Annotated in this window: 12 protein-coding genes; all 12 read right to left on the bottom strand. The window is 41.1% G+C overall.

Translation table 11 applies throughout. From position 1 onward, the window contains the following. Window positions 1-59 precede the first annotated feature (59 nt). Complete coding sequence (locus NMM13_RS09090) at window positions 60-611, bottom strand: GNAT family N-acetyltransferase (protein ID WP_031575284.1); 552 nt, start codon at window positions 609-611, stop codon at window positions 60-62. A 209-nt stretch (window positions 612-820) separates the two neighbouring features. Next, the gene (gene nadE, locus NMM13_RS09085; RefSeq protein WP_254728507.1) at window positions 821-1,645 is read right to left on the bottom strand and encodes an ammonia-dependent NAD(+) synthetase; all 825 of its coding nucleotides are present in this window, start codon (window positions 1,643-1,645) and stop codon (window positions 821-823) included. Continuing rightward, window positions 1,642-3,102 (bottom strand): nicotinate phosphoribosyltransferase, encoded by a 1,461-nt coding sequence (locus NMM13_RS09080; protein ID WP_254728505.1) that lies wholly within the window; start codon window positions 3,100-3,102, stop codon window positions 1,642-1,644. Before NMM13_RS09080 ends, nadE begins: the two co-directional genes overlap by 4 nt. A gap of 138 nt (window positions 3,103-3,240) precedes the next feature. Continuing rightward, on the bottom strand, window positions 3,241-4,152 hold the full coding sequence (trxB, locus tag NMM13_RS09075) for a thioredoxin-disulfide reductase (protein WP_254728503.1): 912 nt from the start codon (window positions 4,150-4,152) through the stop codon (window positions 3,241-3,243). A 58-nt stretch (window positions 4,153-4,210) separates the two neighbouring features. Further along, entirely contained in the window at window positions 4,211-4,438 is a 228-nt protein-coding gene (locus NMM13_RS09070; RefSeq protein ID WP_003003995.1) for a DUF4059 family protein, read from the bottom strand. Window positions 4,439-4,519: 81 nt separating this feature from the next. Further along, window positions 4,520-5,263 (bottom strand): amino acid ABC transporter ATP-binding protein, encoded by a 744-nt coding sequence (locus NMM13_RS09065; protein WP_003003991.1) that lies wholly within the window; start codon window positions 5,261-5,263, stop codon window positions 4,520-4,522. Next, window positions 5,263-6,063 carry an amino acid ABC transporter permease gene (locus tag NMM13_RS09060; RefSeq protein ID WP_070506166.1) on the bottom strand — a complete coding sequence of 267 codons (801 nt, stop codon included), beginning with the start codon at window positions 6,061-6,063 and terminating at the stop codon, window positions 5,263-5,265. The genes NMM13_RS09065 and NMM13_RS09060 overlap by 1 nt, the downstream gene beginning before the upstream one ends. A gap of 196 nt (window positions 6,064-6,259) precedes the next feature. Beyond that, entirely contained in the window at window positions 6,260-7,603 is a 1,344-nt protein-coding gene (locus NMM13_RS09055) for a DEAD/DEAH box helicase (protein ID WP_023920282.1), read from the bottom strand. Between the two features lie 134 nt (window positions 7,604-7,737). Beyond that, a complete protein-coding gene (mraY, locus tag NMM13_RS09050) occupies window positions 7,738-8,730 on the bottom strand; it encodes a phospho-N-acetylmuramoyl-pentapeptide-transferase (protein ID WP_009732320.1) in 993 nt (330 codons plus the stop codon). 1 nt (window position 8,731) lies between these two features. Further along, complete coding sequence (gene pbp2X / locus NMM13_RS09045) at window positions 8,732-11,014, bottom strand: penicillin-binding protein PBP2X (protein WP_254728501.1); 2,283 nt, start codon at window positions 11,012-11,014, stop codon at window positions 8,732-8,734. Continuing rightward, window positions 11,007-11,342: a cell division protein FtsL gene (gene ftsL, locus NMM13_RS09040; RefSeq protein ID WP_003010374.1), complete on the bottom strand. Its 336-nt coding sequence runs from the start codon at window positions 11,340-11,342 to the stop codon at window positions 11,007-11,009. The genes pbp2X and ftsL overlap by 8 nt, the downstream gene beginning before the upstream one ends. A gap of 11 nt (window positions 11,343-11,353) precedes the next feature. Then, a complete protein-coding gene (gene rsmH / locus NMM13_RS09035) occupies window positions 11,354-12,304 on the bottom strand; it encodes a 16S rRNA (cytosine(1402)-N(4))-methyltransferase RsmH (RefSeq protein ID WP_003010377.1) in 951 nt (316 codons plus the stop codon). Between the last annotated feature and the right edge of the window lie 104 nt (window positions 12,305-12,408).

Below are 12,408 nucleotides of genomic sequence, written 5' to 3'. Positions count from 1 at the left end.
CCTTTTTTCATTATTTACTATTATAATCCTTTGAGCAGAATCTTCAAGTAAAAATCACCCTATAGAGAGGGATTCTGTTTAGAATAGATGATTTTATCCCCGCAATATCCTTTGCGTTGAATGGCATGAGGGATGGTTTCTACATACTGCATTCCTGCCTTTTCCATGACTTTCCCTGAAGCAGGATTTAAACTGACATAAGTGGCTTTGATTTCTTTAAATCCGACTTTGTTCAATAAGAAATCCAAAACAGCTATGACGGCTTCTGTCATGAATCCCCGCCCCCAGAATTTCTTGCCAAGGATATAACCTAGCTCGCATGATTGACTTTCCTGGTCTTGAGAAACCACACTAATATCTCCAATTACCTGATCCAGTGATGTTTTCAAACAAAGCGCCCATTTATAAGTATCTGGTTTACGATACTGTTCGATCCATCTTTTGATCGATTCTCTGGTTCTCTCAGTAGATGCATGGGCATCCCAAGTGACATATTTCAGGGTTTCAGGATCCGAAGCCCAATTTTCAAACATCGCTGGTGCATCTTCCAAAACGAAAGGCCTCAAGTATAAATGCTCTGTCTCTATGACAAGACTTCCAAGATGATTCATAGATTGTCTCCCTTCATTTTTTCATGCAACTTGAACGTTGCAAGTTTTTTACTTTAATCTAGAAGAAAAGGACGGATGAAACCGCCCTTCTTTTTAATGCTTTTCACAATATTATATAGTCAGACTACGAAATCGAACTCCACGAGTTACCGTTTCCTACCTCGTTCTCCTATGTTAAGACCTGGGCTAAAAAGGTCTACTGGACCTTTTTACTCCCAGAAATGATCAAATACTGTGATTGGCAAGTGGCGTTTGTGTTGGCCTTTGTACCACCATTTTTCAATAGTTGCTTGAGCTTCTGGGCTCACTTGTTTGCCTTCTAGATAATCATCGATTTCATTATAGGTGACACCCAGCGCTACTTCATCAGCAACACCTGGTTTTTCTTCTTCCAAATCTGCAGTTGGGATTTTCTCATAGAGAGCAGGATCAGCTCCCAAGGTTTTAAGCAATTGTTTTCCTTGGCGCTTGTTCAAACGGAAAAGGGGTAAAATATCTGCACCACCATCTCCAAATTTTGTGAAGAAACCTGTAATGTTTTCCGCTGCATGGTCCGTCCCAATAACGGCTCCACTCCGCGCACCTGCTAAAGCATACTGAGCAATCATGCGGCTACGTGCCTTGATATTGCCCTTGTTGAAGTCGGAGATATCCGTTCCTGTTGCTTCGACAGCACGTTCCATTGCATCAACCGATTCCTTGATGTTAACGACTAGGCTGACATCTGGCTGGATGAAGGCCAAAGCTTTTTGAGCATCTTCTTCATCTGTCTGTACCCCATAAGGAAGACGAACGGCAATAAATTGGTAAGCGGTATCTCCAGTCTCTGCGCGCATTTCTTCCATGGCTAATTGAGCTAATCGCCCAGCAAGAGTCGAATCTTGTCCTCCTGAGATCCCTAATACAAATGTTTTCAAGAAGGGATGTTTTTTTAGATATCTTTTTAAGAAATCAACCGAGCGGCGAATCTCTTCCTGAGGATCAATGCTAGGCTTGACACCCAATTGTTGGATAATCTCTTCTTGCAAACTCATTTTGCTTCTCCTTCTCCATTAGCCTTGTTACGCATTTCCTCGATCAGATCCATCTTATCCTGCCAAATATCTTTGGCCAAGTCAACTGGGTAATGCTGTGGATTGAGGACGCGCTTATATTCATCCCATAATTGATCGTAATTTTTACGAGCATATTCTTGAATTTCTGACAATGTTGGCAGTTGATAAACCAATTGACCCTCTTTAAAAATATCCACTAAAAGAGGAATGGCCTCAAAGTTTCGGACCGTTTTATTAATGTAGGTATAAGTCGGATGGAACATTTTAAGTTCAGTCAGTTGTGAAACATCTACTCCATCATAAGTGATGTAGTCCCCTTCTGATTTACCTTTTTCACGGCTCGTAATCCGCCAGACTTGCTTTTTACCAGGAGTAGAAACTTTCTCCGCATTATTGGAAAGCTTGATGGTATTGATCATCTCTCCTGCATCGTTTTCAACAGAGACAATTTTGTATACCGCCCCAAGTGCTGGTTGATCGTAAGCTGTAATTAACTTGGTTCCTACACCCCAAACATCAATTTTTGCTTTTTGCATTTTTAAGTTGAGGATGGTATTTTCATCCAAGTCATTAGAAGCGTAGATTTTAGCATTTGTAAACCCAGCCTCATCTAATTGCTGGCGAACCTTTTTAGAAATATAGGCAATATCTCCTGAGTCAATCCGGACGCCTAGGAAATTGATCTTATCTCCCATTTCACGCGCTACCTGAATAGCTGCTGGTACCCCAATACGAAGCGTATCATAGGTATCGACGAGGAAGACACAATCTTTATGGGTTTCCGCATACGCCTTAAAGGCTTGATAGTCATTTCCATATACCTGTACAAGAGAATGGGCATGAGTTCCTAAAACTGGGATTCCAAAGAGTTTTCCTGCCCGAACATTACTAGTTCCATTGGCCCCTCCGATGACTGCCGCACGAGTTCCCCAAATGGCAGCATCCATTTCTTGCGCACGACGTGTTCCAAATTCCATCAAAGGCTCATCTTCAATGACTGAACGAATACGAGCAGCTTTTGTGGCTATCAAGGTTTGAAAGTTGACGATATTCAAAATGGCTGTTTCCACCAATTGACACTGAGCCAGAGGGCCCTCTACCTGAACGATTGGTTCATTGGCAAAGACTAAGTCTCCTTCTTGAGCCGATCGTACCGTCAATTCCAACTTGAGATCACGGAGATATTCCAAGAAGGCCCCATGATAACCAAGTGACTCTAAATAGGCAATATCGCTCTCAGAAAAACTCAAGTTTTCCAAGTATTTTACAATTCTCTCTAAGCCAGCAAATACTGCGTAGCCGTTTTTAAAAGGCTGTTGACGAAAATACACTTCAAATACGGCATGTTTATTGTGGATACCTTGATCAAAATAGACCTGCATCATGTTGATTTGGTATAAATCAGTATGCAAGGTTAAACTGTCATCTGGATACATATGTATACCTCTTTTTTATAGATTTGTTCTATGAATTCCTACCATAAAATTAGTACCATTATAGCACATTTCAGCTCTATTGAATACTGAAAGGAAAGCATGAAAAAAATCTGAGACAGGAAGCTCAGATTTTTTAGATTAAAAGTTTTCTGTGATATATTTATAAACTTCTTGGCCAGCAATCGCACCGTCTCCGACGGCTGTCGTCACTTGACGCAAATCTTTTTGACGAACATCGCCAACTGCAAAAATACCTGGGACTGTGGTTCTCATATGATCATCCGTGATCACCCAGCCATTTTCATCTAAAATACCAAGTTCTGTCGCAAAATCACTGACAGGATCTAAACCAACATAGATAAAGACACCACCGAAGGCTTGCTCTCTAACCTCTCCTGTCTTCACATCTTTTAAAAGGACAGACGTTACTTTTTGTTCACCCTTAATTTCTTCAACAACCGTATTCCAAGCAAAGTGAATTTTATCATTGGCAAAGGCACGATCTTGAAGAACTTTTTGGGCACGCAACTGATCACGACGATGGGCAATGGTCACTGTTTTTGCAAACTGAGTCAAAAAGACAGCTTCTTCTACAGCAGAATCGCCACCACCAACAACTAAGAGATCCTCGTCTCTAAAGAAAGCTCCATCACAAACAGCACAGTAGGAAACCCCTCTACTATTCAGCTCCTCTTCACCAGGGACATTCAATGAACGGTGGTTAGACCCTGTTGCAATCACCACGGTTTTAGCTTCAAATTCCCCATCATCTGTGATAATCTTTTTGGTTGCTCCGTGGTCTTCGATGCGCTCTACCTGTCCAAACAAATGTTCCACACCAAGATTCTCTAAAGGCTCGAACATTTTTTCAGCCAAGTCTGGACCACTAATATTCGCATAGCCAGGATAGTTTTCAATGTCAGACGTATTGTTCATTTGACCGCCTGGAATTCCTCTCTCAATCAATGCGACTTTTAAATTGCTTCGTGCTGCATAAAGGGCAGCAGTCATCCCTGCAGGACCTGCTCCAATAATCACTGTATCAAACATACTCAACCTCTTTCTGTTTTGTTGTAACCATTATAATTCTAACACGGTCTTTTTGCAATTATCGTGCTTGAAAGATAAACAAAATCCCTATGACCGCAAAGGTTAAAATAGGAATCGTCATGATATCAATTAAGAGGATATCATACAAATGGGCTTGTCGTTGCTTGGCTGTTTTATCTTTCTTCTTAAGGGCACGGTAGCCAATCCAAATACAAGAAGCGATCCCAACTAAAATCGTTGTCGTCACTAAACTTTGTAAATATAAGGACAATAATTTATTTAACATCACGACTCCAAATATTTTTACATTTTCAGAAAACAAACCCAGCTAGCATCGCCAGCTGAGTCTTACCTCTCCTCTATTATATCAAACATAGGTCCGTTTGTAACTAGCAAAGAATTCTTTTGTCCGTTCTTCTTTTGGATGTTGCATGATTTCCTCTGGTGTTCCAGATTCAATAATCCGTCCTTTATCCAAAAATAGGACCTTATCTGCTACTTGCGCTACAAAAGACATATCATGGCTGACCAGTACCATGGTTTGTCCTGATTTTGCTGCATTGGCAATGGATTTTTCAACTTCTCCAACCAATTCTGGATCCAAGGCTGAAGTCGGTTCATCCAACAAAAGAACCTCTGGTTTCATGGCCAAGGCACGGGCCAAAGCCACCCGTTGTTTTTGTCCACCTGAGAGGTGACGAGGATAGTGATTTTCACGATCCGATAAACCGACTTTTGCCAGTTCTTCTCGAGCAATTTTCGTTGCTTCTTGATCGGATAAGCCCTTCACAACAATGAGCCCTTCTTTCACATTTTCAAGGGCTGTTTTTCTACCAAACAAATTAAACTGTTGGAACACCATGGCCAATTTTCTTCTTAAGGTTAAGATTTGATCTTGGGTAATGTGCTCAAAATCAACTTCGAAATCATCAATCTTAATTCTACCACTATCTGGTGCTTCCAAATAGTTTAAACTGCGTAAGAAGGTTGATTTACCAGCTCCCGAAGACCCGATTAGGGCCACGACTTCCCCTTTTTGAATTTCCAAACTTAGATTATTTAAAACCTTTTGACCTGAAAATGTCTTTGATAATTCTGAAATATAAATCATTAGATCCGGACCTCCTGATCTGGTAAATCAATTGCTACGGGAGTCTCAATATCCAGTCGACGTTCAATGTGACGGCCTAGTATTTCAATGAGAATGTTCACAATCCAGTAAACAATCGATACCGTGATAAAGCGTTCAAAGTACTTCAAATCGCTCCCCCCAATAATCCGTGCTTGAGCAAAAATTTCAACCACACTGGCACTAAAGGCGAGCGAGGTCCCCTTGGTCAAGCCAATGAGAGAGTTGATTAAAGTAGGAGTTGCAACGACTGCTGCATTGGGAATAATAATCCGGCGATAAACTTGACGGTTGGTCATCCCAAGACTACGCGCTGCCTCAATTTCACCAGGATCCACTGATAAAATGGCTGCCCGGATGGTTTCACTCGCATAAGCTGCCTCATTAAAGGCAAGAGCAACAATTGCAAATAACTCAGCTGGAATGGCATTAATATTAAAAGCTGTTCCATAAGACTGATTGATCGCTTTTAAAATAAGAGGAATCCCATAATAGGTCAACATCAACTGAACCAACAAAGGAGTCCCCCGTAAAAAACTGACAAAAACAGCTTGAATCGGGTAAAGAATTCGTACACGATTAATTTTGACCAGAGCAAAAATCATGGCAAAAATAATCCCAAAAAATGCGCCTCCTAGGGCTAGTAAAATCGTCACAGGCAATTTTCCTATGACAGACGGAAATGCATCCAATACGGCTCTCAAACTAAACAGCTTGCTATCTGGAACGTGTTTTAAAAAGTCAGCATACCAGTTGGCAGCTAAAAGATTAGTTGTAAACATTTTTGTTACTTCCTTTCTCGAACATAAACATTCTATCACATTCACTATCGGAATTCCAAAAATTGCTACAGAAATAGAAAAATGATAGACTATACAAATTTAGTCTATCATAATTTTAGACAAGTTCCCAATAGTTTTTCTTTATGGAGTTCATAAAGAAAATCTATGTTTTCTTTTAAGCATTTGAAACAAGGGATCAGAAAGTTTGGCGTTTGGCCTTTCTTTCTGCCCGACCACGCGCTCGATTTTCCGCTCGCTTAGCTTTTCTCCGCTTTTCATCAACTGCCCATTTGATTTTTTTCTTGTAGCCTGGTTTGATTTTTTTCTTTTTCTTCTTCACCAGACCAATCATTTCGATATCAAGTTTCTCTTGCTTCTTCTCACGATTCGCCCGTCTATCCCGATCATAGGTATCTTCAATAACCCCATTTTTCAACACTTTCGGTACGAAACGAATGCCCATTTTTTCTAGTTCACGGATATCTGAATCATCACTTGGTTGATAAAGAGTAATAGCGACACCTGGCAGGCCATTGCGGCCTGTCCGGCCGACACGGTGAACAAAGAAAGAAAGATCTTGAGGAATGGCATCGTTGATGACATGACTTACCCCTTCGATATCAATTCCACGCGCCGCCAAATCTGTCGCTACAATGTACTCAAAATCAAGATTTTTAACCTGATTCATGATCCGTTTCCGTTCACGTGGTGGGATATCTCCGTGAATCTTCGCCACTTTGAGTCCCTGAGCTACTAGATAGGCATGGAGATCATCTGCTCTCGTTTTTGTATTAACGAAAATCATGGCCAAATAAGGTTGCAAGGTCTTGGTCAATTGGTAAATTTGCTCATTTTTATCCCGACCCTTAGTCGAAACCAGCCAATTATCGATGGTATCTGAAATCACCGTCTTAGTCTTAATTTGCTCCATGACTGGGTTTGAGAGATATTTTTTCAAGAAAGGCTGCAATTTTTGCGGAATGGTGGCTGAAAAAACTAAAAATTGCAGTTGTTGCGGAAGCCTTGAAGCAATCTTATCCACAGTAGACAAGAATCCCATGTCCAGCGTCATATCTGCCTCATCTACCACAAAAGTATGAGCCTTATGAATAGCCAGATCACCCGATGCAACCAGATCATAGATCCGGCCTGGAGTTCCAATCACGATATGTGGTTGTTTGACCTGCAGTTTTTCAATCTGACGGCTTTTATCCGTTCCTCCAACATAATTCACAATTCGAATCTCTTTTTCAGAATGACTAGCGATTTGACGAGCAGCTTGGTAAATTTGCGTCGCCAACTCCCGACTAGGAGCCGTGATGACCGCTTCAACTTGTTGGCTGTCTTCATTTAAGGTTTGAAAAATCGGCAAGAGGAAAGTATGGGTCTTCCCAGAACCTGTCTTTGACTCTCCTACCAAATCATTTCCAGCTAGGACAATCGGAATTAGTTTTTCCTGTACTTCGGTTGCTTCTCTAAAATTGATTTCTTTCAGTGCCTCTTGAATATAGGGCTTAAAATTAAACTCTGTAAATTTCATTTTCTCAGTTCCTTTCATGATCTCTATTATTATATCAGAAAAGCTGTCTTCTTGCCTCTCTTATGAGTCATTTTTCCTAACCAGCGAAGTCACTCTGAGTCAGCAAAAAAACGATGGGCAAGCCCACCGTCGTTTTATAGGTAGAGAAGGACTAGAGTCACGACACTTGTCACTAAGGCAATGCTCCACATAAAGGCATCTACTTTCCATTCTGACCAGTTTTGCCCATTGCCAAAAAGGCCACCCAGTTCTAAATGATGGTGGAAAGGAGTCATTCGGAAAATCCGACGTCCTTCCCCGTAACGTTTCTTGGTCCATTTGAAATAGGTCACTTGTAGCATCACTGAACCTGTTTCAATGACATAGACCAGACCAATCAAGAGCAACGTCCACTCGACATGCAGAGCCATTGACAAGGCTGCAAGCATCCCTCCAAGAGCTAGACTACCGACATCCCCCATAAAGATTTTAGCCGGCTTGTGGTTGAAGACAAAGAATCCAAGCAAGGCCCCAATCATACTCAAAGTCACAAAGAGAATGTCCCATTTCCCTTGCATATAGGCAATAAAGGAATAGGCACTCAGGCTAATGGCAACGGAGATGCTGGCTAATCCATCAATCCCATCTGTCAAATTGACCGCGTTTGAAAAACCAACCAACCAAAATAAAGCAAAGAGAATGTAGAAATGGCCCAAGTAAAGATCGTAACCAAAGACATTTAAAAGGCTTCCTGCACCGTGGCGTTCAGAAAAAATATAGAAGATGATTCCACCAACAAGTTGAAGGGCCAATTTTTGTTTTGGGTTAAGACCTTCATTAATCTTACGAAAAACTTTTAAAAAGTCATCCAAAAATCCAACAATTCCATAAAGAATCAAGATAAATAGAATCAGTTGAACAGGGCGCGTGAAATTTCCAGTCAATACGGTAACGACAAAACTAACTAGAACGGCTGTAATGAGAAATACAACTCCACCCATTGTCGGAGTGCCAGCTTTCGCTTTGTGTTGTTTCACATCTTCGTGCATTTGTTGCCCAGAAATATGAGCACGATGGTAAAATCGAATAAAGGCTGGAATAGCAGCCACTGTTAATAGAAACGATACAAGGATCGTAGCAATATACATCTTAGTCTCCTAATGTTAACGTAATCTTTTTAGTTTTATTGAGTGAGGTGTTCATTTTGACACTTTGTTTAGTTACTTTCTTTCCACTACCTTTATAGGTAATCTCAATTCCAGTCCATTCTCCAAAGATGTCTGCATTTTTCTTAGTCCAACCATACATATCTGGAACCGCATCAAAGTCTTCTGTCAATAACAATACTTGCTGATTGGCTTTGACTTTAGAGCCTATATCCACAGACATTTTGCGGATATTTTTCCCGGTTCCTAGGACAATTGGTTGCACCAAATTGCGACGCAATTCCTCTGAATAAGCACCTGGGCTCAAATTTTGTTTCAGATTCAACTCCTTAGAGAGAGTTTCTACTGAAGGGATTTTGTAGGTCGTTTCTTTGGTCACACCATCCAACGTTGGTGCCTCTGATGTCAAATGCAATTCGTCTTTTAAAGCAACTGCATCTTCCAAAATAGGATTGACCAGCTCTTCCCAGCTGGTCGCTGAGAATTTCACTTCTGGTTGTTGGACCGTCACATACATGATGAATTCAGGATCTTCTGCAGGTGTCATGGCTACAACCGAGTTGATATAATCATTTTCTCCTTGTAAGTATCCTTGATCTGTCGCCATTTGGGCAGTCCCTGATTTCACCGCAACGTTTTGACCGGGTACCTGAATGATGGGTCCATCGCTGTACAAGGTTCCATACTCTGGATCTGTTCCGACGGTGATCATATAGTTCCGTGTCTGTTGCGCAGCTGATCCTGAAACTGGTTTTCCAACAACTTCTTTTTTTGATTTGCGGGCTGTGTCTGATTTTTTATCGTAAATAGCACTAATAAATTTCGGCTCTAACATTTGCCCATCATTAGCGATGGCGCTAAAGGCCCGTAACATTTGGGTTTGACTGACGGAAATCCCTTGACCAAAGGCAGATTGTGCCTGACTGACATAGTTATCCCCTGGAAGACCCCCGTAAGCTTCATTTCCCATTCCAAAACGGGTCGGAAGACCGAATTTAAAGCGGGTTAGGTAGTCCATCCAGACAGCATTTCCCATCTTTTGCTCTAAGCGAGTCATCCCCACGTTACTTGAGTAAGCAAAGCCCTGTGCGATATTCATATAGCGACCTTCAGCCAGCCCCATATTGACATCCCAGTCACGGATCGTCGCATCTTTTACTTGTAGTTCGTTACTGTAGTATACTTCATTATAGGCTGGGAAAGTTCCATGATCAATCGCCGAAGCTAATAACATGACCTTCATCGTTGAACCCGGTTCATATTGATCTTGATAAAGGATGGTATTCCAGGTTTTCAAGTTTTTCAGATCCAACCCTTGTTTGGTATCCGCATTATAGGATGGACGTTGCGTTGTAGCCAGGATTTCTCCAGTTTTTGCACTCACAAGAGTCGCACTAACATACTTTCCTTTTACTTTTTCTTGGAAAACATCCATTCGCGTCTCAAGGTAGGTTTGTAATTCTGCTGAAATGGTCGTATAGACATCTTTTCCATCTTCTGTTTTGACAGAAACCTTATCTGAACCAGGAACGATATTGCCGTTTCGGTCTTTGTCATAGGTGATAACCCCATTTTGACCAGCGAGAATACGATCGAGGGATTTCTCCATCCCTGATTGCCCCTTCAGAGTTTTATTCCCCTCTTTATCTTCTTGAAGAGAGGCCTGCCCTATAAATTGAGAGGCGAAAACTCCATTTTTATAGCTTCGATTTGGACTAGTTGTAAAGGCAACCCCTTCAATATTCGCCGCTTCCATGGCCTCACGGATAGCCGTCATATTACTATAAGTTATGCCGTTTCCGTTCGAGCCAAAAGAAACCTGTTTCAATTTCTTTTGCGACAACTGTTGAATGACGTAATCCTCATCCATCCCTAAGTACTGCTTAAAGATTTCTGCTACTTTTTTAAATTGGCTCTCTTCTACATAGAGGATTTTCCCAGTTGCTGATTTGTACTTTTTATCAATAATAGCATAAACGTTATAGGTCGTAGCATCTTCAGCAATTACTGCTCCATTTCGGTCGTAGATCGTTCCACGTTTTGCAGGAACAATGACCGTCTGCTCATGGACTTTTTTGGCTTGATCCGATAAGGTTACACCAAATTTTTTGTCAGTCCCAATGATCATTGCAAAATTAATCAGAAAGAGAAAAAAGAGGAAAATCGCCAGTACACTGAGATTTTTCCCAACTTGTTTTCGATTCTGATCCGGCAAGCGACGTTTCTTTATCGAATACCCGATTAAAAATTTTTTAAATTTATTCATCACTACTTGCACTCACTGTTTTTCGATTTTCTTTTTGCAGCTTCATTCCTTGGGAGCTAGCCAACTGTGATAAGCGGTCATAACGTGTTAATTCATTGACCTCTTGACGAACATCTGCCAATTCCGTCTTTTTGGCTTCTAGTTCCGTATTTAAATCAGTCAACTCACTCTGTACTTGTAAAATTCGTGTCTGCATAAAGACGATACTAATGGCTAAAATCACAGCTGTTAAGACAATCGACCCATAAAAAGCCTTTTCTACTCTAGAGAAACGGCGAAAGTGGTCTTGCAATACCTGTGTTCTTGTTCTCTCATCTCTTGCTGCCATATCAATTCCTCTTACTTGTGTATTTTTCGAGCAACCCGTAATTTTGCTGAATGAGATCGATTATTTTCCTCAAGCTCTTCTTCACTTGGCAAAATAGGTTTCCGGTTGACTAACTCCATCTTTGGTTTCAAATCATCTGGAATAAAGGGAAGTCCTTTTGGAACCTCAACCGTCGAAGCTTCTTTAAACAATTGTTTGGTCAATCGATCCTCTAACGAATGAAAGGTAATCACAGAAATACGACCATCGAGGGCCAACAAATCCATAGCTTGCTGAATCGATTCATCCGCCGCTCCCAGTTCATCATTGACTTCGATACGAATGGCTTGGAAGATCTGTTTAGCAGGATGACCCTTTTTCTTGAGCTCCTTAGCTGGTTTAGCAGATTTAATAATCTCTGCTAATTCAGTCGTCGTTTCAATCGGTTTAATTGCTCGTGCTTGCTCAATTTTCCGCGCAATTTGCTTGGAAAATTTGTCCTCTCCATATTTGAAAAAAATGCGTACGAGATCATGGTAATCGTAGCTATTGACGACCTCATAGGCTGTTAAGGAAGCTTCTTGATTCATCCGCATGTCCAACGGCGCATCTTTCTTGTAAGAAAATCCACGTTCCCGTTCATCTAACTGAGGACTAGAGACACCTAGGTCATAACAGATTCCATCAATTTCAGTCACACCCAATTCGTTTAGACGTTCCTTCAAATGACGAAAGTTATCCTTAATGAAGGTCACCATGCCTTTCTCAATGAAAGGTGCCAAACGAATCTTAGCATTCTCAATCGCATGCTGATCTTGGTCAAAGGCATAGAGATGGCCTGATTCATTTAATTTTGTTAACAAATATTCGCTGTGGCCTGCCCCACCCAATGTGGCGTCTACATAGATCCCATCTGGCTTAACATCCAGCATATCGATCGTTTCATGAAGCAAAACCGTTACATGATGAAATTCTTTACTCATATCTTTACTATTTTACCACAAATGGGACCAAGATGCACTCCTGAAAGAAAATTCACTAACTAATCCTATCTGACCTTTTCGAATCCTACAAAATACCTAGGAAG

This window comes from Streptococcus sp. CF8_St5-11, from assembly GCF_024295625.1.
GTDB lineage: Bacteria > Bacillota > Bacilli > Lactobacillales > Streptococcaceae > Streptococcus.
This window is presented reverse-complemented; position numbering and strand designations above follow the sequence as displayed.